The 20,322-nt window shown below is 39.2% G+C and carries 24 protein-coding genes and 1 pseudogene; 21 read left to right on the top strand and 4 right to left on the bottom strand.

Annotation, left to right across the window (positions count from 1 at the left end; all coding sequences use genetic code 11):
• Positions 1-49: 49 nt before the first annotated feature.
• Positions 50-1,426, top strand: a complete 1,377-nt coding sequence (locus tag BM097_RS11600; protein ID WP_090549793.1) for a YeiH family protein — start codon at positions 50-52, stop codon at positions 1,424-1,426.
• A gap of 21 nt (positions 1,427-1,447) precedes the next feature.
• Complete coding sequence (locus BM097_RS11605) at positions 1,448-1,729, top strand: hypothetical protein (RefSeq protein WP_242944706.1); 282 nt, start codon at positions 1,448-1,450, stop codon at positions 1,727-1,729.
• Between the two features lie 57 nt (positions 1,730-1,786).
• Here BM097_RS11605 and BM097_RS11610 read toward each other — a convergent pair whose 3' ends face one another.
• A complete protein-coding gene (locus tag BM097_RS11610; RefSeq protein WP_090549798.1) occupies positions 1,787-2,401 on the bottom strand; it encodes a formate/nitrite transporter family protein in 615 nt (204 codons plus the stop codon).
• Positions 2,402-2,567: 166 nt separating this feature from the next.
• On the opposite strand from BM097_RS11610, the gene BM097_RS11615 reads away from it, so the two are divergent.
• From BM097_RS11615 to cobA, 16 genes are all read left to right on the top strand, one after another.
• Entirely contained in the window at positions 2,568-3,734 is a 1,167-nt protein-coding gene (locus tag BM097_RS11615; protein WP_090549799.1) for a PP-loop family protein, read from the top strand.
• 148 nt (positions 3,735-3,882) lie between these two features.
• Positions 3,883-4,632: an ABC transporter permease gene (locus BM097_RS11620; RefSeq protein WP_090549802.1), complete on the top strand. Its 750-nt coding sequence runs from the start codon at positions 3,883-3,885 to the stop codon at positions 4,630-4,632.
• A complete protein-coding gene (locus tag BM097_RS11625; RefSeq protein ID WP_090549805.1) occupies positions 4,623-5,402 on the top strand; it encodes an ABC transporter ATP-binding protein in 780 nt (259 codons plus the stop codon). Before BM097_RS11620 ends, BM097_RS11625 begins: the two co-directional genes overlap by 10 nt.
• A gap of 12 nt (positions 5,403-5,414) precedes the next feature.
• A complete protein-coding gene (locus BM097_RS11630) occupies positions 5,415-6,467 on the top strand; it encodes an aliphatic sulfonate ABC transporter substrate-binding protein (protein ID WP_090549808.1) in 1,053 nt (350 codons plus the stop codon).
• Positions 6,468-6,486: 19 nt separating this feature from the next.
• Positions 6,487-8,958, top strand: coding sequence for a (2S)-3-sulfopropanediol dehydratase (gene hpsG / locus BM097_RS11635; protein ID WP_090549811.1), 2,472 nt, complete (start codon positions 6,487-6,489; stop codon positions 8,956-8,958).
• A gap of 2 nt (positions 8,959-8,960) precedes the next feature.
• Complete coding sequence (locus BM097_RS11640; protein ID WP_090549814.1) at positions 8,961-9,896, top strand: glycyl-radical enzyme activating protein; 936 nt, start codon at positions 8,961-8,963, stop codon at positions 9,894-9,896.
• A gap of 133 nt (positions 9,897-10,029) precedes the next feature.
• Positions 10,030-11,250: an O-acetylhomoserine aminocarboxypropyltransferase/cysteine synthase family protein gene (locus BM097_RS11645; protein ID WP_090549819.1), complete on the top strand. Its 1,221-nt coding sequence runs from the start codon at positions 10,030-10,032 to the stop codon at positions 11,248-11,250.
• Positions 11,251-11,418: 168 nt separating this feature from the next.
• Positions 11,419-12,300 carry a 4Fe-4S binding protein gene (locus BM097_RS11650; RefSeq protein WP_090549822.1) on the top strand — a complete coding sequence of 294 codons (882 nt, stop codon included), beginning with the start codon at positions 11,419-11,421 and terminating at the stop codon, positions 12,298-12,300.
• A 33-nt stretch (positions 12,301-12,333) separates the two neighbouring features.
• Positions 12,334-12,582 carry a sulfurtransferase TusA family protein gene (locus tag BM097_RS11655; RefSeq protein WP_090549825.1) on the top strand — a complete coding sequence of 83 codons (249 nt, stop codon included), beginning with the start codon at positions 12,334-12,336 and terminating at the stop codon, positions 12,580-12,582.
• A gap of 1 nt (position 12,583) precedes the next feature.
• Positions 12,584-12,901, top strand: coding sequence for a thioredoxin family protein (locus BM097_RS11660; protein WP_090549828.1), 318 nt, complete (start codon positions 12,584-12,586; stop codon positions 12,899-12,901).
• Positions 12,902-12,919: 18 nt separating this feature from the next.
• Positions 12,920-13,126 carry a sulfur carrier protein ThiS gene (gene thiS / locus BM097_RS11665; protein ID WP_090549831.1) on the top strand — a complete coding sequence of 69 codons (207 nt, stop codon included), beginning with the start codon at positions 12,920-12,922 and terminating at the stop codon, positions 13,124-13,126.
• Positions 13,126-13,965 (top strand): thiazole biosynthesis adenylyltransferase ThiF, encoded by an 840-nt coding sequence (gene thiF / locus BM097_RS11670; RefSeq protein WP_090549835.1) that lies wholly within the window; start codon positions 13,126-13,128, stop codon positions 13,963-13,965. The genes thiS and thiF overlap by 1 nt, the downstream gene beginning before the upstream one ends.
• Complete coding sequence (locus BM097_RS11675) at positions 13,952-14,383, top strand: M67 family metallopeptidase (RefSeq protein WP_090549838.1); 432 nt, start codon at positions 13,952-13,954, stop codon at positions 14,381-14,383. Before thiF ends, BM097_RS11675 begins: the two co-directional genes overlap by 14 nt.
• Positions 14,384-14,395: 12 nt before the next feature.
• On the top strand, positions 14,396-14,968 hold the full coding sequence (locus tag BM097_RS11680; RefSeq protein ID WP_090549841.1) for a biotin transporter BioY: 573 nt from the start codon (positions 14,396-14,398) through the stop codon (positions 14,966-14,968).
• A gap of 8 nt (positions 14,969-14,976) precedes the next feature.
• Positions 14,977-15,882, top strand: coding sequence for a hydroxymethylbilane synthase (gene hemC / locus BM097_RS11685; protein WP_090549844.1), 906 nt, complete (start codon positions 14,977-14,979; stop codon positions 15,880-15,882).
• Positions 15,883-15,884: 2 nt separating this feature from the next.
• Positions 15,885-17,393: a uroporphyrinogen-III C-methyltransferase gene (gene cobA / locus BM097_RS11690; RefSeq protein ID WP_090549847.1), complete on the top strand. Its 1,509-nt coding sequence runs from the start codon at positions 15,885-15,887 to the stop codon at positions 17,391-17,393.
• On the opposite strand, the gene BM097_RS11695 is transcribed toward cobA, so the two are convergent.
• Positions 17,390-17,791, bottom strand: a complete 402-nt coding sequence (locus BM097_RS11695) for an RrF2 family transcriptional regulator (RefSeq protein WP_090549850.1) — start codon at positions 17,789-17,791, stop codon at positions 17,390-17,392. The genes cobA and BM097_RS11695 overlap by 4 nt on opposite strands.
• A 101-nt stretch (positions 17,792-17,892) precedes the next feature.
• Complete coding sequence (locus tag BM097_RS11700) at positions 17,893-18,225, bottom strand: winged helix-turn-helix transcriptional regulator (RefSeq protein ID WP_090549853.1); 333 nt, start codon at positions 18,223-18,225, stop codon at positions 17,893-17,895.
• A gap of 114 nt (positions 18,226-18,339) precedes the next feature.
• Here BM097_RS11700 and BM097_RS11705 point away from each other — a divergent pair, with 114 nt between their 5' ends.
• From BM097_RS11705 to BM097_RS11715, 3 genes are read left to right on the top strand one after another with little or no spacing between them, the layout of a single operon-like run.
• On the top strand, positions 18,340-18,546 hold the full coding sequence (locus BM097_RS11705; protein WP_090549857.1) for an ATP-binding protein: 207 nt from the start codon (positions 18,340-18,342) through the stop codon (positions 18,544-18,546).
• Entirely contained in the window at positions 18,539-19,150 is a 612-nt protein-coding gene (locus tag BM097_RS11710; protein ID WP_090549860.1) for a 4Fe-4S binding protein, read from the top strand. Before BM097_RS11705 ends, BM097_RS11710 begins: the two co-directional genes overlap by 8 nt.
• The gene (locus BM097_RS11715; RefSeq protein ID WP_090549863.1) at positions 19,128-19,523 is read left to right on the top strand and encodes a C-GCAxxG-C-C family protein; all 396 of its coding nucleotides are present in this window, start codon (positions 19,128-19,130) and stop codon (positions 19,521-19,523) included. The genes BM097_RS11710 and BM097_RS11715 overlap by 23 nt, the downstream gene beginning before the upstream one ends.
• A gap of 618 nt (positions 19,524-20,141) precedes the next feature.
• On the opposite strand, the pseudogene BM097_RS16530 reads toward BM097_RS11715, so the two are convergent.
• A pseudogene (locus tag BM097_RS16530) lies at positions 20,142-20,322 on the bottom strand (IS110 family transposase); the annotation flags it as partial.

Genomic DNA, 20,322 nt, shown 5'->3' on the forward strand with positions numbered 1-20,322 from the left:
ATATAATCCTATCAACCTAGTGGATAAATAGTTGAAAGGAGAGAATGATATGGCGGATATAACAGTAGGAAGAAATCAAGTGAAAAATGATGACATAGTTACTACATCAAAATCACAGATTTCAGATTTATGGAAGAAGGAAGATTGGCTTACGATTTGGATTGGAGCAATTCTTATTGCAGTCGCAGCAATAGCAGTTATTACAGGAAGCTTTGATTTTAGCGCTGCAAAGTTTTCAACCTGGGGAAATGGCGTAAGTGTATTGGAGCAATTAGGGACAGGAAGCTTTTGGATATCCCTTGCAAGAACGTTTCTTGTAACAGGAGTACTGTTTACAACAGGTGTTAAGCTTAAAGGTGAATCAGTAAAGGATTATATTCCAGCATACTCGGCCCTGTTTTTACTAGCTATACTAGTAAGATTCATTTCAGCAGAATATACACTTAACAGATATTTGGAATGGGCTTTCTGGGCACTTATAGTTGGACTTGTAATTTCAAACACAATCGGTGTTCCTAAATGGTTAAAGCCGGCGGTTCAGACAGAGTACTACATCAAGGCTGGACTTGTAGTAATGGGATTTTCAGTACTTTTCTCAAACATTATTAATTTTGGTTTATACGGACTTGGCATAGCATGGATTGTTACTCCAGTGGTAATCATCTTCATGTGGTTCTTTGGAACAAAGGTACTTAAGATTGATAACAAGCCACTTGTTATTACACTTGCAACAGCAACATCTGTCTGCGGTACTTCTGCAGCAATTGCAGCAGGTGCTTCATCAAAGGCAAAGAAGACAGATCTTTCACTTGCAGTTTCAATTTCCATCATTTTTACAGTAATCATGATGGTATTCGAGCCAATTATTATTAAGGCTACAGGCCTTGGAGAGCTTATGGGAGGAGCTCTTATCGGCGGAACAGTAGATTCAACTGGCGCTGTTACAGTAGCAGGTACAGCACTTGGTGAGACTGCACAGACAGCAGCAGTACTTGTTAAATCTATTCAGAATATCCTTATTGGATTTATCGCATTTGCGGTAGCAATTTTCTTTTCGACAAGAGTGGAAAATGGTAATGGAAAGACAAATGTTTCTGCAACAGAAATTTGGTATAGACTTCCAAAATTCATATTAGGATTCTTTGCAGCATCACTTATTGCATCATTTGTATTCCTTCCAGCAGTTGGAAGTGAGTCTGTAGCAAGCATTAATGGAGTTTTAGATCAGTACAAAAACTGGGCATTCGTTCTTGCATTTACAAGCATTGGTCTTGATACAAACTTTAAGGAAATCAAGGAACAATTTAAGGGAGGTAAGCCACTTACTCTTTATGTGGTAGGTCAGCTATTTAATATTGTTCTTACTTTTATAGCAGTATATATACTTCTATCTGGAAAGTTTTTCCCAGTTCCTGTATTGAATTAATTATACGAGGAGAAGATGAATATGAAATCTACATTGAGAAAGTTAATGAAAATATTTGGAATAGTTTTTGTAGTAGCGGTTATAGGTCTTGCTGTATATATAATGGCTAATGGACTTGGCTTAGTCGATGGCCTCGATTTTGGTGCTGGCGCATATTATTATGCAGATATCCCGCAATTCGCTAAGTACGTAAATGGAGAGCATTTTAAATCAGCTTTCCCAATGTGGATTCATATAGTGCTATTTTTAATTTGGGGAGTATTGATGTATAGATTATGGATATGGTTAGATAAAAAATTATGATATAAAAAAAGCCTTCCCCATGAGGGGAAGGTGGCCAAAGGCCGGATGATATGTATTTTATTTAATCTTCTTACATACATAATTAATGCAGATACCACCAACAGTATTTCCAGCAGTGATAACAAGAAGCTTGATTATCGCATTTACGGAATAATTAAATGCCATGTTGTAATAGAACATATCTGCAACGCAGTGCTCTGTTCCTGCAAGAATAAATCCCATAACGCCAAGGAATATTCCTAGGTATTTGCCAAGCTCATGGCTGTTATTCTTAAATTCATCTACTGCAATAAAAATAAAAATGTTGCATAAGATTCCAAGTAAGAACAGGCTCAAGTATGAGTCACCATTCTTAACTTCGCAAAGAGCTGTAGCCTTTTCAGAAACGGCTGCTCCAACTCTAGTACCTCTTATCATAAGAGCAAGTATTAATGTTCCGATAAAATTTCCAACCCAAATAGATATCATATCAAGTGCAGTAGGGCCGCCTTTATCGATTGTATAGCAAACCTTACCAGTGAAAAGATTAAAACCGAAGGTAAGAACTACGAAAAGTCCAACGGAGAAAAGTGCTGAACCAATCACCTTATTTTCCAGGGATAAATAAATGAGGCCACCAAGTCCGATGGTGAAACCAGCCATAATAGATTTTACAAAAGATTTAGTATTCATATATAGTCTCTCCTTTAACGGCAATATTATATGTATTTTTTTACTTAAAAGCAACGAAGTTTAATAGGTATTTGACAAAATACAAAAAAGAAAATAACATAGTATAGCCTATTAAATAGATGGGTGTAAAAGGATGAGTTGTTTTTTGTTAAAAAATGAGGAGTTTATGAAGGAAATATCATATAAAGAGCTTTTGGAGCTCAGTAAAGATTCATATATATTGGTTGATACCAGAAATGAGGGAAGTCTTAAATACGGTATGATTCCTGGCGCAGTTAGCATCACTCATGAACTGTTTGAGACAGATTTAGAGGGTGTCTGCAATCGTCTGGACAAATCAAAGCAGATAATACTTTACTGCACCAGAGGCGTGGTTTCGGTAGATGATGCTGCTGTTTTATCAGAGCAGGGATTTGATGCGGTAAGCCTTAAGGGCGGTTATAATAGTTATCTTTCAGCCATGATGGAGGCTCAGGATAATGAGGCAGAGGAAGAGCTTAACGAAAAGACTGCTGAGATAGAAAAGAGCATCAGAAAGAAATTTCATAAGACATTGTTTTCTCCATTTGCAAGAGCTTGCAAGCAGTATGAGCTTATCAAAGAAGGTGACCATATAGCTGTATGCATATCCGGTGGTAAGGATTCCATGCTTATGGCAAAGCTTTTTCAGGAGATTAAGAGACATCAGAAGGTTAATTTTGAGCTTACCTTCCTTGTAATGGATCCAGGATACAGTGATGTCAATCGCAAGCTCATTGAAAGCAACGCCAAGCTAATGGGAATTCCAATTGTTATATATGAAAGCGATATTTTTGATGCAGTTGATACAGTTGATAAGAATCCATGTTATCTGTGTGCCAGAATGCGCCGCGGCCATCTATACTCAAAGGCCAAGGAGTTAGGCTGCAACAAGATTGCACTTGGTCACCACTATGATGATGTTATTGAAACTATCCTGATGGGAATGCTTTATGGCGCCCAGGTGCAGACTATGATGCCTAAGCTCCATTCTACTAATTTCGAGGGCATGGAATTAATCAGACCACTGTATCTCATTAGACAGGATGATATTATTGCATGGCAAAGATACAACGGCTTACACTTCCTACAGTGTGCCTGTCATTTCACCGAGACCTGTGACAGCTGTTCTGTAGATGGAACCAGCGCATCAAAGCGTCTTGAAACAAGAAACTTAATCGCAGAGCTTAAAAAGGTAAATCCTTATGTGGAATCAAACATTTTCCGCAGTGTTGAAAATGTAAATCTTGCTACAGTAATTGCATACAAGCAGGATGGTGTGAAGCATCATTTCTTAGATGACTACGATAAATAATACGTATATACGTTAATAGAGCTAGCTATAAAACTGATTTATAGCTAGCTCTAATTTTATTTAGGAACTGGATATATTGAAGTGGGAAGATTTATCTGTTATTATCCTATCAACCTAGTAGGTGAATAGATTTCAAAGGGGCGTATAAATGAAAAAAATAGGATATGGAATAGAGTATATTTCGTTAGTTGTGGTGGTAATTGCTATATGGCAAATCATGAATCTTACTGGAGATTTGAATCCGGTGATTTTGCCGGCACCCCTTAAAGTGTGGCAGACATTTATTTCACTTCTGACCCAGGGAACGCTTTTAACCAATTTGTTAATAAGTGTTAGCAGGGTATTGAAAGGATATGTGCTTGCAATGCTTTTAGGGTTGATACTTGGTATTTTCATCGGTTTGTTTGACCACCTGAAGAGAATCACAGATTTACTGATACAAATTATAAAACCAATTCCTCCTATAGCCTGGATTCCACTTGTTATTCTTTGGTTTGGAATAGGGGAGTCTGGCAAGGTTTTTCTTATTTTTCTGGGTGGATTTTTTACCATGCTGGTAAATGTAGTAGATGGAATTAGACAAGCAGATAAAAAATTGCTAGAGGTATCTGAAACTGTTGAAACACCATTTATTAAGCATGTGTTTAGAGTAATAATCCCTGGGGCAGCGCCAAATATTTTCACTGGATTTAGAGTAGGTTTAAGCTCCTGTTGGATGTGTGTGGTGGCCGCCGAATTAGTATCAAGTAACACTGGTTTGGGATTTATGATAATGAATGCAAGACAGTTTGGGCAGACAGACGTAGTAATCGTAGGAATGCTGATTATTGGATTAATAGGAAAAATCATGGATTCTTTACTAAAACTAATTGAAGGCAGGGTAATTAAATGGGCGTAAGTAGTGATTATTTAAAGATAACAGGCTTAAATAAGTATTTTGAAAAGGATGGAGAACGATTTCAAGTTCTTAAAGATATCAACCTTTCTGTGAGGGAAGGGGAATTTATTTGCATTGTAGGAGCTAGTGGCTGTGGTAAGAGTACACTGCTTAGAGCCATAGCAGGTCTCGATACAGAACATGAGGGGGAGGTAGTTGTAGATGGAAAAAGAGTTACAAAACCAGAAAAAACTAGAGGAATGGTATTTCAGGAGCATCGCTTATTTCCTTGGCTAAATGTGGAAGACAATATCAGCTATGTGCTAAATGAGGGATCAAAAGAAGAAAAGAAAAAGAAGGTTGAAAAGCATATAGAGCTTGTTGGCTTGAAAGGTTTTGAAAAGGCTTATCCCAAGCAGCTGTCGGGAGGGATGGCACAACGAGCAGGAATTGCAAGAGCATTGGTTAATCAGCCGGAAATATTGTTATTGGATGAACCATTTGGTGCTTTAGACGCATTTACAAAGATTCAGATGCAGCAGGAGGTTAAGCGAATACATCATACCGAAGGGAAAACGATGATTTTAGTTACCCATGATATTGATGAGGCAGTTTATCTTGCAGATAGAATTGTAATTATGTCTTCAAGACCTGGAACGATAAAGCGTGTTGTTAATGTGGAGTTGGCTGAGCCAAGAAATAGAAATAATGAAGAGTTTCTAGCAATTAGAAAACTGATATTTAATGAATTCTTTGCTGAGCAACAAATAGATTTGGACTATGTCATTTAGGAGGAGAAAAGGATGAAGAGAAAATTATTAAGCTTACTGATTGTAACAGGTTTAGTGGCAGGACTTACTGTGGGATGTGGTTCTGGTGAAGCTGCAGGTACATCAAGTCCATCGGAACAAGCTTCTGTAGAGGACAATGATGCACAGACAACAGCAGATGGAAGTAAGACAGTCAACATAGCAATACAGCCTTCAGGAGCATTTATCCCACTTATTATTGCAAGAGAGGAAGGCTGGCTGGAAGAAGAGCTGGCTGAATATGGGGTAGAGGTTGTGTGGAACGATTTTGAGTCAGGTCCACCTATCAATGAATCAATGGCTGCAGATTTATCTGATATCGGAACATTGGGCGATGTTCCAACAGTTTCTGCTATTGCAGCAGGTCAGGACAATCAAGTGATTCTTATAGCAGCAGAGGGTGAGAGAGCATATGCGATTTTGACAGCGGCAGACTCTGATATTAAATCAATTTCAGATTTAAAGGGAAAGACAATTGCAACCACTCTTGGTTCGACAGGACATAATTTATTTGAGAAGGCTTTATCTTCAGAGGGCCTTAGCTTTGATGATGTAAATCTCATAAACATATCTGCAGGTGATGCAGGCACAGTTTTATCTACAGGTGAAGCAGATGCTGTAGCGATTTGGGAGCCAAACGTAACAAGACTTGTTGAAAATGGTACAGCAAAGGTTCTTACATACGGTGGTGACGTAGGATTGCTTGGGGTTAATCCATTAGTAGCTGATCGTAAATATGTAGAGGAAAATCCTGAGGTTATAAAGGTAATTATCCAGCAATATGCAAGAGGCGTAGCAGAAATTGAAAACATTTCAGATGATACATTAAAGGCAGTTGCAGACTATCTCTCTCTTGACGAGCAGCAGGTTTTAACAGTTGCTTCAAATTGGGATTATACAGTAGATATTACTGATGCAGACAAGGCAGGACTTCAGGATACAATCAGCTTCCTTGTTAAAATCGGAACTCTTGGAGAGGAATATTCCATTGAAGATTATATCAATACAGATTTGATTTCTCAGGTGGATTTGAGCCAGTACAAATAAAACTTTAAGGGGTGTATAAATGGGAAATGTATTACTGTCTCCGCAGGAAGAGAGACTAGAAAAGAATAATGGACGTGTGGAGCTATCTGGTAGAGAAAAACGTATATACGATAGTTTTCAAAAATCAAAATCAGTAGTTGATGTGCAAAGAGCAAAGTATTTCACAGAATCTTTTAAAGAGACAGAGGGGCAGGCATTGTCCTTGAGATGGGCGAAGGCACTATATAATATTGCTGAAAAAATAGATGTAGTTATTGATGATGCGCAACTTATAGTTGGAAGGGGAGGAAAGCCTGGTAAGTATGGAATAATCTATCCTGAGTTAGACGGATGCTTCCTAAAACAATTTGTGAAACAGGCCAGCAGTAGAGTAGAATCTCCTTTTGAGATTGATGAAGAAGATATAAAGGTAATTGAGGAAGAGATTGCACCATATTGGCAGGGTAAAACCTATTATGAGGATTTTGCTCATGCAATGCCTAAGGACGTATTAAAAATTACTTATGATCCAAAGGATTTATTTTCTTCCAGATTTATATTAAATGAATCATCATCCATGCGTTCAGCTTTGCAGTGGGTACATGACTACAAAAAAGGAATCGATTTAGGCTTTGAGGCCATCAAAAAAGAGGCTGAAAAAGCATTGGATAATCTGGATGAGTATGACCCTAGAGACACAGTGGATAAAGCTGAGTTTTATGAAAGTATTATCATCGTCAGTGACGCCATTATCCTGTGGGCCAAGAGGCATGGTGATGAGGCTTTGAGACTGGCAGAACTTGAAGCGGATGAGACAAGAAAAAAGGAATTGTTAGAGATTTCGAGAATTTGCTACAAGGTGCCAGCAAAACCAGCAGAAACATTTCATGAGGCCTTACAATCACAGTGGTTTATCCAAATGTTTTCAAGACTAGAGCAGAAAACTGGTGCGACTATTTCAAACGGAAGAATGGATCAATATCTGTATCCATATTACAAAAAAGATTTAGCGGAAGGCAGAATTACACCTGCCAAGGCCAAAGAACTGTTTAGATGTGTATGGCTTGCAATGGCACAATATCAGGATTTATTTGTAAGTCCAGCAGGAGTTAAATTCCACGAAGGCTATGCACATTGGGAGGCTGTCACAATTGGTGGTGTTGATGAAAATGGATATGATGCTACAAATGACCTTTCGTATTTATTGCTGGAGGATAAGCGAGAATTTCCTCTTAATTATCCGGACTTGGCTGCTAGAATCCATTCAGGTTCGCCAGAAAGATTTTTGCGTGAGATAGCTACCACTATAAAAGATGGTTCAGGCTTTCCAAAGCTTATCAATGATGAGGAAATTATACCTATTCTTGTATCTAAAGGGGCAGATTTCGAATCGGCAAATGATTATGCAGTATCAGGATGTACGGAAGTTAGAATGCCTAATTTGGATACCTTTACAACGCCATGCCCATTTATTAATCTGGCAGCGATTTTGGAGCTTACTCTTTATAACGGAAGAATGCCAAAGTATGGTGAAGAGCTTTTAACAATTGAAACAGGAGATGTAAAGCAGTTTAAGACATATCAGGATTTGGAGGACGCTTTTGTAGAGCAGGAAAAATATCTTCTTAAGCAAGCTCTGCGTCAGCAGTTTGTTGCCAATAGGACCAGACCAAAGCATTTTGCATCTCCACTTGGCTCATCACTTCACAAGCTTTGCATGAAAGCAGGAAAGGACTTGCATAGTGAAACGATAGAAGGGGGATTTGATGCAGGCTTCTTTGACTTCATCGGTTTTGGAACAGTTGCAGATTCTTTAGCAGCTATTAAGAAGTGCGTGTATGATGACAAAACAATTAGCTGGGAAGAATTAATTCAAGCTCTTAATAATAATTTTGAAGGTGCCGAGGCTATACGTCAAAGATTATTGAATTCACCAAAATATGGAAATGATGATGAGTATGTTGATTCTATAGCAAAGCGCATTGATAAAGAAGCAGTAAGCTTTGTAAATAAGTATGCTAAAAATATTGGAATATATATGGACTTGAGATATGTATCTCAATCTGTAAATGTTCCATTTGGAACAGTGGTAGGAGCAACACCTAACGGAAGATTTGCAGGAACAGCCCTTTCTGATGGTTCATCTGCATCTCAAGGGGCAGACGAGCATGGTCCAACAGCTGTGCTTCTATCAAATTACAAGACCAAAAACACAAATTATAATAACAGAGCTGCTCGATTACTTAACATCAAGCTTACTCCGGCAAGTGTAGCGGGAGATATTGGCACAAGAAAGCTGGTACAGTTTATCAAAAGCTGGAGAGATTTAAAGCTATGGCATCTACAGTTCAATATTATCAACAAGGAAACTTTGTTAGATGCACAGGCGCATCCTGAAAACTATAGGAGTCTACTTGTGAGAGTGGCAGGATATAGTGCTTACTTTGTAGAGCTTTCAAGAAATCTACAGAATGATGTTGTAAACAGAACAGCCCATGATGAGATTGCATAATTATGGATAATACAAAGGGAATAATTTTTAATATTCAAAGGTTTTCAGTTCACGACGGTCCAGGCATAAGGACCGTCGTTTTTGAAAAAGGATGTCCTCTAAGATGTAGATGGTGCGCTAATCCGGAATCGCAAATACAGACACCACAGCTTGCATGGACCAAAAACAAATGTATAGGCTGCGATAATTGTGTTAATTCTTTGCTGGGGTGCAAACCATATTTTTTGGATGGTGCCTTATATTGGGGAAAATATGATGAGGCTGAAAGGGAAGCAATAGAAAAAGTGTGCCCCTCCACAGCATTACATATTATTGGATATGAAACTACAGTGAGTCAGGTGATTAAGCAGATTGGTAGGGATGAGATTTTTTATGGTGATGAAGAAGGTGGTCTTACTATAAGTGGAGGAGAGCCCTTGATGCAGCCCAAATTTACTTATCATTTGTTAAAGGCGGCTAAAGACATTGGGATAAATACTGCGATAGAAACAACAGGCTATGGAGAACCATCGGATTTTGTGAAAATTGCAGGGAAGCTGGATTACCTTCTTATGGATATTAAGACATTAGATGATTCAGTGCATCAAAAAGTGACTGGCGTTAGTAATGAGCTTATACTTAACAATTTTAATCTGATTAGAAAAATATATCCTAATCTTCCAATTCAGGTAAGGACTCCTGTGATTCCAGGTGTGAATGATACAGAGGAGGCTATTGGCAGTATAGCTGATTTTATTGGAAAATGCCGAAACGTCAGATATGAATTGCTTAGATATCACAGGCTCGGTGAAGCTAAATATACATCATTACACAGGACCTACCCAATGGGTGATATTGAACTAGATATAAGCCAATTTGAGAGTCTGAAAAAGTATGAATTTAATAATATAGGCTCACAGCTTGCAGATGAAGGTTGGCAGAAAGGCTATGGTATATAGATATTAATAATATTGATAGCTGGGGATAAATTTATTGTATAACCCACTATATTGCTATGTTAAAGGCATATAGCTATAATATCATCAACAATAAAACCTACTAAAAAGATAGGTAATGAATGGGGGATACTACATGAATTTTAATACTAGACTTCTCCATGAAGGAGTGAAAAAAGAGCCCAATGGGGCAACGTTTCCTCCTATATTTCAAAGTAGCGCATTTGCTCAGGAATCAGCAGAGGATTTGGCTGGAATATTTGCCAATAAGAAAATGGGATATTGCTACACTAGAGTGGCAAATCCAACAATAAGCGCTTTTGAAGAGAGAATTACAAAGCTTGAAGGTGGAATAGGATCAGTTGCTTGCGCATCTGGAATGGCTGCCCTTTCGATGGCGCTATTAAATATTCTACAGGCTGGAGATGAAATAATCTCAAGTGCCAGTCTTTATGGCGGTTCAATAGATTTATTCAGAGACATTGAGGCGTTTGGAATAAAGACCAGATACGTGGAAAACAACAACTGGGAAGAGATAGAGGGGGCTTTTAACGAGCACACCAAGGTGGTATTTGCAGAGACCATCGGCAATCCCTGTTTGGACGTAACAGATATTGATAAGCTTGCAGAAATTTCTCATAGGCATGGCACGCCACTTGTTATAGACAACACCACAGCAACACCATATCTGGTGAGGGCCATAGAGCATGGGGCGGACATAGTAGTGAATTCATCTTCTAAATATATAAATGGAAGCAGCAATTCTATCAGCGGTATTCTTACAGATAGCGGCCATTTCAAATGGACAAAGGAACGCTATCCGGTATTAGGAGAATATATAAAGTATGGGCCATTTGCATATATATCGAAAATGCGAAGTGGACTGTATAGAAATATGGGTACCTGTCTTTCTCCATTTAATGCATATTTGAATGTGATAGGACTGGAAACCCTTGGACTAAGAATGGAAAGACAATGCTCTAATGCATTAGCGCTAGCTCAGTGGTTAGAAGAAAATTATGATGATATAACTGTAAACTATCCTGGGCTTAAATCAAGCAAATGGAATGGTATCGCAAATACGATATTAAAGAATGGTTATGGCGCCATCCTCACCATCAGAGTAGGAACAAAGGAACGAGCCTTCGAAATCATGAACAAGCTAACCATTCCGTACATCCTATCAAACATAGGAGACACTAAAACCCTGGTCGTGCACCCATCATCAACGATTTCGTTGCACAGTACCGAAAAAGAACTAGCGGACGCCGGCGTCTACGACGACCTCATTAGAATCAGCGTAGGTATCGAAGACGTGGAAGACCTCATCGCAGACTTCCGTACCGCAATAAGCTAGATTTTCATAATAACTATTAAGAGTCGCAACACAACCTTGGCAAGCGCGAGCAAGAGGGTCCCATGTAGTTAAGGAGGGACCCTTTAGGGAGGTTTCCTTGACTGCGATGGGAGATGGCTTGCGGGAGCACGAAGCACTTGGATGCGACTCATTTATAAAGGAGTAAATATGGCAGAGAAGATAGATTATAAGGCTTTGAAGGCTGGCGGCTTCATGAGCCAGAAACAGAAGGGATATGGATCACTTCGACTTGCAGTTGTAGGTGGCAATTTAGATGCAAACGCCATCAAAACAGTGGCAGAAGTGGCAGAAAAGTATGGTCATGGCTATATTCACATGACTAGCCGTCAGGGAATCGAAATTCCATTTATTCATGTGAATGATTTGGAAAAGGTGAAGGAAGAACTGAAAGCTGGCGGTGTGTATACCGGCGTGTGTGGCCCAAGAGTTCGTACAATTACAGCCTGCCAGGGCTCAGAAATTTGCCCAAGTGGCTGTATAGATACATATACTTTGGCGCAGGAATTAAATGACAGATATTTTGGTAGAGAGCTGCCACATAAGTTTAAGTTTGGTGTAACTGGCTGCCAGAACAACTGCCTTAAGGCTGAAGAAAATGATGTAGGTGTCAAGGGCGGTATGACAGTTGAGTATAAACAAGAGGATTGTATTTCCTGTGGTGTATGCGTAAAGGCTTGTAGGGAGCAGGCGCTTACAATGAAGGATGGCAAGGTAGAAATCGACAACGCAAAGTGTAACAACTGTGCACGCTGTGTAAAGAGCTGTCCTACCGATGCATGGGTAGGAACACCAGGTTATATCGTATCCTTTGGTGGTACCTTTGGAAACAAGATTTATAAGGCTGAGCAGATGTTGCCAATCATCCGTGATAAGGAAACCTTATTCCGCGTCACAGATGCAGCCATCGATTATTTTGAGGCCAACGCAAAGCCATCTGAACGCTTCCGTGCCACCCTCACCCGCCTCGGCGACGAAGGCCTACGCACCGCCGTCGAGGCCGCATATCACAGCGGGAGCACGGAACACTAGGATTGAGTCTCTACTATATTAAGGAGGTTAAATATGAGTGAAGTATTGGAATTTGATGAACAGGTAGATATTACAGATAAGGTATGCCCACTCACTTTTGTTACAGCAAAGGTGGCAATCGAGGAGCTTGATGATGGGCAGGTTTTGGCGATTCGCATGAATGACGGCGAGCCAGTGCAGAACGTCCCTCGTTCTTTTAAGGAGGACGGACACAAGATATTAAAGCTTAATGACAATGAGGATGGAACATATACATTGTTTGTAAGAAAGGTGGAGGAGTAGTATGGCTGAAAGAATATATACAGATGATTTTGCTAGTAAGGTACTTAATAGTACAGTTCCAACTATAGTAGATTTTTATTCTGATTCATGTATCACCTGCAAAAAGCTTGCGCCAACTCTTTGCGATATAGAGGAAGAATATGAAGGCAAGCTCAATGTTTTTAAGGTTAATACCAATTATGATACAAAGCTTGTTGAGGATTATGAAATTAAATCTAATCCAACCTTGATTTTATTTAAGGATGGCAAGGCTATTGGTAAGCAGATTGGTCCAAGAGATTATGAGGATTTAGTAGATTGGATAGATGATTTAATTTAAAGTTAGGAGGATAATGCTATGTTAATTACAGTTGCGGGAGAAAAGAAGGAATATAAGGATGGCTTGACACTTCCAGAGCTAATTGAGCTTGAGGATGTGGAGACTCCTCAGTATGTGACAGTATCAATTAATGATGAGTTTGTGCTTACAGAAAATCGTGATACCACTGTTCTAAAAGAAGGTGATAGCGTAGAGTTTCTGTACTTCATGGGAGGTGGCTGCTAATGGCAATGACAGATCAGCAGATTGAACGCTATAGCAGACATATCATCCTAAAGGAAGTTGGAGCTAAAGGGCAAAAGAAGCTACTAAATGCAAGCGTACTTATTATTGGAGCAGGTGGACTTGGCGCTCCAGCAGCTATGTATCTGGCCGCAGCAGGTGTAGGAAAAATTGGTATTGTAGATGCAGATGAGGTGGATTTATCAAATCTGCAGCGCCAGATAATCCATAGTACAGCAGATATTGGAAAGCCAAAGGTAAAATCTGCCAAGGAAACAATGAATGCTATGAACCCTGATGTAGAGGTGAAAACCTATCATAAATTTGTGGATTCAACAAACATCAGAGAATTAATTCGTGAATACGATTTTATTATTGATGGAACTGATAACTTCCCAGCGAAGTTTCTAATCAATGATGCCTGCGTAATGGAAAAGAAACCATTTAGTCATGCAGGAATTATCCGTTTCAAGGGTCAGCTTATGACATACGTACCTGGGGAAGGCCCTTGCTACAGATGTGTATTCAAAAACCCACCACCAAAGGATGCAGTACCTACCTGTAAGCAGGCTGGCGTTATTGGTGCTATGGGTGGAGTGATTGGTTCACTTCAGGCCATGGAGGCAATCAAATATATTGTAGGTGTAGGTGATTTGCTTACAGGAAAGCTTCTTACTTACGATGCAGTAAATCAGGAGTTCAGAAAGATAAAACTCCCTCATGACACTAGCAAATGTCCTGTATGCGGAGCCAATCCAACTATCACTGAGCTTATTGATTATGAGCAGGAAGTGTGTGAAGAAACTGCCGGCAGATTCGAGGTAAAAGATGAAAATAATTAGAATCCATTATCGTATATACGATGAGCTTGTAGCATACGCTAAGGAACATCTTCCAGAGGAGGCCTGTGGGCTGATTGCAGGTATTGAAAACGATGGTAATATCGAAGTAAAAAAGATATACTATTTGGAAAATAAGGATCATGCTACAGATCATTTTACATTGGACCCAAAGGATCAGATGGAGGCCATAAAGGATATGAGGGCAGAAGGATTAAAGCCTCTTGGTAATTGGCATTCTCATCCTGAATCGCCTTCAAGACCATCAGTTGAGGATATAAAGCTTGCCTACGATTCAAAGGCCAGTTACATGATTCTTTCGTTGATGGCAGAAAATCCAGTACTTAATAGCTTTCACATAGAAGCTGTGGAGTACGAAAAGGAAGATTTACGAATCTATTCAGATGAATACTATTTTTAAGGAGAATTTACAATGAAGTTGACAACTAAGGAGATTACATTTACAGGATTATTCGCGGCACTTATTGCTGTGGGAGCATTTATTAAAATCGATATTCCACTACCACTATACACAATGCATTTTACATTTCAGTGGTTGTTTGTATTATTAGCAGGATTCATTTTAGGAAAAAAGTTAGGTGCTCTTAGTGTAATCACATATATAATCGTAGGCCTTGCAGGTGTTCCGGTATTTGCAGCAGGCGGCGGAATCGGATATGTACTTCGCCCAGGTTTTGGCTTCCTACTCGGCTTTATTTTGGCAGCATACTTAATCGGTCTATATACAGAAAAGCTTCCATCTAGAAAATTAATATACCTTATTGTCCCAGCGACAATAGGACTTATTGCATATTATAGCGTAGGTGCGGTATATTTTTATTTGATAAAGAATCTATATGTTGGAGAAGCTGTTTCATTTGCCGTTGTTGTTGTGCAGTATTGCTTAATTACAGTTTTACCGGATTTTATCCTTTGTGTTTTGGCGGCAAGCCTTTCAGCACAGCTTATTCCAGCATTTAAGAAATTAGTTTTAGTAAATGCATAGGAGTAGGAATGGATATTAAAATAGGAACTCGCGGTTCTAAGCTGGCATTGGCTCAGGCAAATTATGTGTTAGACACTCTTAAAAGTAGCTTCCCTGATAATAATTACGAGATAGAAGTTATTAAAACCACCGGTGATTTAGATCAACACAGACCACTGGATGCTATTGGTTCCAAGGGAATATTTACAGATGAAATAGAGGATGCTCTTTTATCTGGTAGGATTCAGCTGGCAGTTCATTCTATGAAGGACATGCCAGATACCCTGAAGGATGGGCTTACATTTGCAGACCCATGGGATAGGGAAGATGCAAGAGATGTTTTGATACTTAATCAATACAAATCACTAGATGATTTGCCACAGGGGGCCAAGGTTGCTACAGGAAGCAAGCGGCGTTCCTATCAGCTATTGGCAATTCGCCCGGATTTAAATATTTATCCAATTAGAGGTAATATTGACACTCGAATAAGAAAGCTACGGGAAGGGCTTGCAGATGGTACAAAATTAGATGGCATAGTTCTTGCAGCAGCAGGTCTTAAAAGACTGGGATTGTCTAATGAAATATCAGAATATTTTAATGTAGATGACATGATTCCTGCACCTGCGCAAGGTACTTTAGCTATTGAGCTAAAATCCGATAACTATGAGCTTCTTGATATGGTGAATTCACTATCAGATAGTGCTATTAGAGACATCACATTTTTGGAGAGAGGCTTTCTAAAAAAGATAGGTGGAGATTGCCATCTGCCAATAGGGGCTTATGCTTCTGCTACAGCTGAAGGCTATGAACTGAGAGCTTTGTTTGGAACAGAGGATGGCAGTAAGATTGCAAGAACAAATCAAATTGGTTTAAATGCTAATGAAGAATTGATTGACAGAGCTGTTGCGGATATAAGGCAGCAGTTGGAGAGATAAAAATGAGTGGAAAAGTTGTTTTGCTTGGAGCAGGTCCTGGAGAATGGGGCCTGCTCACTTTAAAAGGAGCAGAAATCTTAAAGAAGGCCGATTGTGTAATCTATGACAGATTACTAAATGCTAAGTTTTTAGAATTGGCACCAGTAGGCTGCGAAAAGATTTTTGTAGGAAAAGAAAATCATTTTCATGTAATGCCACAGGAGGAAATTAACCAGCTGTTATTACAAAAGGCCAGGGAGCATCAGCTGGTGGTTCGCCTAAAGGGTGGTGATCCTTATGTTTTTGGAAGAGGTGGCGAGGAGGCATTATATCTTCTTGAAAATGGTGTAGAAGTGGATGTGATTCCTGGAATCAGTTCTTCCATTGCTTCACTTACAGCTGCAGGAATTCCAATAACTCACCGCGGATTATCAAAGGGGTTTCAGGTAATCACTGCCCACAGCAGAAAGGATAAGGTTTCGGATATAGATTATAGTAAGCTCACCGATGAATCTGTTACTTTAGTATTTTTGATGGGTTTATCCCATGTGGGGGAAATCGCTGAAGGCTTAATTGATGCAGGCAGAAGTAAATCCACAAAGGTTGCCGTAATTTCAAATGCCACCACAAATCATCAAAAAAAATGTGTAGGCACCCTGGAAAATATTGCTAAGCTTGTTGCAGCAGCCAAGCTTGAATCTCCTGCAACTATTGTAGTGGGAGAGGTAGTAGCCTTAAATGAAACGTTGGCATTTTTTGAAAGCCGACCACTATTTGGAAAGACATTCTTTTTGCCTAAAATCAAAAGCTTTGAGTATGGTTTAAAGGGCAGTGAGTCGCCTGTTTCAAACGAATTAGAGGTTAGACTAGAAGAGCTTGGAGCAGAAGTGATTTCTTATGTGGCAGGGCAGATTGTTCCTAAGAAAGTGGATGTTTCCTTTTTGGAAAACGCCAGCGAATCAGATGTAATAGTATTTACAAGCGCAAATGGAGTGAAGTCTTTTTTCTACAATCTTTTTGAAGGAGCCAGAAAGGATTTAAGATATATTCCTAATTGCCATTTTGCAGTAGTGGGAAAGAAGACCTTTGATACACTGGCATCCTTTGGAATTATTGCTGATATTATTTCTACAAAGCAAAGTGGTGCAAATCTTGCGGAGGTCATTAATAAAAGGGTGCCAGATGACTCGAATGTGTATTGGCTATGCGCTAAAAAGGTTTCCGGGGGATTTGAAGAAAGCCTGGATGCTAGATTTAATCTTAGCAAGTTCGTAAGCTATGAGAACATATCAACTGATGCACCTATTGATGCCAGAATAAAAGAGAAAATCGCTGCCTGCGATGGGGCAATATTCACCAGTGGTAATACAGCATCAGTTAGTATCGATGCCATTGAAGGCGATTTACCTGACTTTATCTATTCAATAGGGGAAAGCTGCAGCAAAGAAATACGAAAAAAAGGATATGATAATATCGCAGAAGCTAAGATATCATCATATCCTGGAATAATTGATTTATTATTGGCAAACTAGCTATTTACTAAATCGCTGAGCTTTTTGCCATAGAAGAAATCTCTTTCAAGTAAATAGAATTCAGTCCACATTGGGAGTGTTTTGCAAACTCCCTCACGAGGGCAGTCTTTTGCACCGTCGGCCAGGCAGGCTACAGGTGAAAGGCTGCCCTCTAATAATTCTATTATCTCTCCAACGGAGTATTCATCTGGGTTCCTGGTAAGCTTATATCCGCCACCCTTGCCGCTGACACCAGTAACCAGGCCTCCCTTTACAAGCTCTTTAACAATAATCTCCAAATATTTCTTTGAAATATCCTGACGCTCAGCAATATCCTTAAGAGGAATATAATCCTCAGAATGCTGCTGCGCCAAATCTATCATTACACGTAGTGCGTATCTACCTTTTGTACTAAACATACTCCTGACCTCCTAATATATGCGGGAAAGCGCACATTTGGCCCCTCCTATTACCATATTATAAGATAGGTAAGTAGGTAAATGCAAGGATATTATAATCGCTATAGATTATCCTCTCCCCATTTTTTTAATTGTAGTAGGATAGGGATTAAACTCTTAGCTTGATCGGTCAGAGTGTATTCCACTCGTACTGGCATTTCATCATACTGGGTGCGGTGAACCAGGCCATCTGCTTCTAATTCCCTCAGAGACTGGGCTAGCATGGTATTGGTGATACCGAACACTGAGCGTCTTAAATCTCCATAGCGGGCAACATCATTATTGTCGATGACGCAGAGAATCATGATTTTCCATTTGCCACCTATGATATTTAATACTTTCTTTAATCCGCAGCCCTTACCTGCGATTTCTTCACATAAAGGTTCTTTTTTCATAGTCAGTTTTTCCTTACTAGGTTAATAAAAATTGCGTACTTGATATATTTTTCTTACCACATATAATAAGCGTATCGTTGATAAATAACAAGTAAAATGTAAAAGGAAGTTGATATGGCAAAAAGATTAGCAAATGTAGATACAAGCAGATGCGTAGCTTGTGGCGTATGTAGATTGCAATGTCCCAAAGAGGCGATAGCTATTTACAAGGGCTGCTATGCAACGGTAGATTCTGAAAAATGTGTTGGTTGTGGCTTATGCGCGAAGGCTTGCCCTGCTGGCGCCATCAATGTAATGGAAAGGGGGCAGGAAAATGGCTAATAAAAAGAAGCATTGGTATAACTATCTTTGGATATGGTCAATCATTTATTTTGCGCTTGGTTTTTTCAATATACTATTTGCATGGCTTGGGATGATTGATTTTATTCTTCCATTGATATTTGCAATAGTAGGTGGAAACAAGTGGTTTTGTAACAATATGTGCGGAAGAGGGCAGCTGTTTTGGGTGCTTGGAAGAAATGTGGGATGTTCTAGGAAAAAGCCAGCGCCAAAGTGGCTTTCATCTAAATGGTTTAGATACGGCTTCTTAGCATTCTTCTTAACCATGTTTGGCACAATGGTATTTCAGACTTATCTGGTATTTTCTGGCGTTGGCACACTAAGAAAAGCTATCAAGCTGTTTTGGACATTTAAGGTACCTTGGCAGTGGGCATATTCAGGCAGTGCTTTCCCTGATTGGGTAGCCCAATTCGGATTTGGATTCTACAGCCTGATGCTCACTTCCACTTTGATTGGACTGATAGTAATGGTACTATATAAAGAAAGAACCTGGTGTACATTTTGCCCAATGGGAACCATGACTCAGGGTATATGTAAAATAAAAGCAAAAGGAGATAAAGGAAATGACAATAGAAGAAAGAGCTGATTTAGCAGCTAATTTAAAGGCAACAGGCCAGTGCAACTGCACACAGTCTGTACTTAAGGCATTTGAGGATAAAATTGATATCGCTCCAGAGGAGCTTTCAAAGCTTGCAGCTGGTTTCGCAGCAGGCATGGGATGTATGGAAAGCACCTGCGGAGCCCTCATCGGTGCAGTAATGACAGCAGGAATGCTCACAGATGGCAAAGGCACTCCTAGATATTCAAAGGAAATGGTGGCTAAGTTCAATGAAAAATGTGGCGCGACAATCTGCAAGGATCTTAAAGGAATAACTACAGGCCAGGTACTTTGCGAATGCCCAGAATGCGTACGAAATGCAGTATTAGTTTTAGGCGAGACTTTGGGAGTAGAAGATTAAGCTTTAAAGCTCCTGGGCAACCAAAGGCATCTAACAAATTGGTTCATGTGGTGTTTATTATCGGAGGATTACATTAAATATTAAAGAAAATAGATTATTCCCGTATTAAATAGAAGATAATTACATGAATAATTGTGATATTGCATATTATATGGTAATTATTCAATGTGCCTTCATAGTGTAATACTCATGTATTACATGAGTGAGTAGAAGTTATGCCACACTCCTTGTAAAGCCTACGGAAATATCCTAAGATTATATAAAACTTATGTAATTTTTAGAAAACCAAAGCTTCATAGAGTTTAAATCTTAAATAAAGTGACAAAGAAAACTATTAATATTTCAAGTAACAATAGCCAGTTATAAATCAATTTGATAGCTGGCTATTATTTTTTATAATTATAAAACCTATTGACCTAGTAGGTAATAAGATTTAATATATGTCACATAACAACAAGAAAGACTAACTATTAAAGATTGTCAATAAAAAATGATTTGAAACAGAAATGTTTTAAATAGAGCGACGATGGCTTTTCATCGTAATCAGTACCTTGAAAACTGCATGACAAATAGAGCATCATCTGAGATGCTCATTAAAAAAGATTTGTATGGAATTAGTTAAACGGCTTTGTTGTATGACTGACGAGTTTTCTCAAGCTGATATATCAGTCGCACGAGCTTCTTCGTGGCATGAGATACGGCAACATAATAATGCTTTCCTTCAGCACGCTTTCTGGCAAGGTAAGCATTGAACGTCGGATCCCAATGGCAGACAAAGATAGTGGCGTTAAACAGAGCA

The organism is Pseudobutyrivibrio sp. OR37 (genome assembly GCF_900113655.1).
Lineage (GTDB): Bacteria > Bacillota > Clostridia > Lachnospirales > Lachnospiraceae > Pseudobutyrivibrio.

Coding starts and splice junctions, on each gene's coding strand:
- BM097_RS11600 (WP_090549793.1), top strand. CDS start 50: ATGGCGGATATAACAGTAGGAAGAAATCAAGTGAAAAATGATGACATA.
- BM097_RS11605 (WP_242944706.1), top strand. CDS start 1,448: ATGAAATCTACATTGAGAAAGTTAATGAAAATATTTGGAATAGTTTTT.
- BM097_RS11610 (WP_090549798.1), bottom strand. CDS start 2,401: ATGAATACTAAATCTTTTGTAAAATCTATTATGGCTGGTTTCACCATC.
- BM097_RS11615 (WP_090549799.1), top strand. CDS start 2,568: ATGAAGGAAATATCATATAAAGAGCTTTTGGAGCTCAGTAAAGATTCA.
- BM097_RS11620 (WP_090549802.1), top strand. CDS start 3,883: ATGAAAAAAATAGGATATGGAATAGAGTATATTTCGTTAGTTGTGGTG.
- BM097_RS11625 (WP_090549805.1), top strand. CDS start 4,623: ATGGGCGTAAGTAGTGATTATTTAAAGATAACAGGCTTAAATAAGTAT.
- BM097_RS11630 (WP_090549808.1), top strand. CDS start 5,415: ATGAAGAGAAAATTATTAAGCTTACTGATTGTAACAGGTTTAGTGGCA.
- hpsG (WP_090549811.1), top strand. CDS start 6,487: ATGGGAAATGTATTACTGTCTCCGCAGGAAGAGAGACTAGAAAAGAAT.
- BM097_RS11640 (WP_090549814.1), top strand. CDS start 8,961: ATGGATAATACAAAGGGAATAATTTTTAATATTCAAAGGTTTTCAGTT.
- BM097_RS11645 (WP_090549819.1), top strand. CDS start 10,030: ATGAATTTTAATACTAGACTTCTCCATGAAGGAGTGAAAAAAGAGCCC.
- BM097_RS11650 (WP_090549822.1), top strand. CDS start 11,419: ATGGCAGAGAAGATAGATTATAAGGCTTTGAAGGCTGGCGGCTTCATG.
- BM097_RS11655 (WP_090549825.1), top strand. CDS start 12,334: ATGAGTGAAGTATTGGAATTTGATGAACAGGTAGATATTACAGATAAG.
- BM097_RS11660 (WP_090549828.1), top strand. CDS start 12,584: ATGGCTGAAAGAATATATACAGATGATTTTGCTAGTAAGGTACTTAAT.
- thiS (WP_090549831.1), top strand. CDS start 12,920: ATGTTAATTACAGTTGCGGGAGAAAAGAAGGAATATAAGGATGGCTTG.
- thiF (WP_090549835.1), top strand. CDS start 13,126: ATGGCAATGACAGATCAGCAGATTGAACGCTATAGCAGACATATCATC.
- BM097_RS11675 (WP_090549838.1), top strand. CDS start 13,952: ATGAAAATAATTAGAATCCATTATCGTATATACGATGAGCTTGTAGCA.
- BM097_RS11680 (WP_090549841.1), top strand. CDS start 14,396: ATGAAGTTGACAACTAAGGAGATTACATTTACAGGATTATTCGCGGCA.
- hemC (WP_090549844.1), top strand. CDS start 14,977: ATGGATATTAAAATAGGAACTCGCGGTTCTAAGCTGGCATTGGCTCAG.
- cobA (WP_090549847.1), top strand. CDS start 15,885: ATGAGTGGAAAAGTTGTTTTGCTTGGAGCAGGTCCTGGAGAATGGGGC.
- BM097_RS11695 (WP_090549850.1), bottom strand. CDS start 17,791: ATGTTTAGTACAAAAGGTAGATACGCACTACGTGTAATGATAGATTTG.
- BM097_RS11700 (WP_090549853.1), bottom strand. CDS start 18,225: ATGAAAAAAGAACCTTTATGTGAAGAAATCGCAGGTAAGGGCTGCGGA.
- BM097_RS11705 (WP_090549857.1), top strand. CDS start 18,340: ATGGCAAAAAGATTAGCAAATGTAGATACAAGCAGATGCGTAGCTTGT.
- BM097_RS11710 (WP_090549860.1), top strand. CDS start 18,539: ATGGCTAATAAAAAGAAGCATTGGTATAACTATCTTTGGATATGGTCA.
- BM097_RS11715 (WP_090549863.1), top strand. CDS start 19,128: ATGACAATAGAAGAAAGAGCTGATTTAGCAGCTAATTTAAAGGCAACA.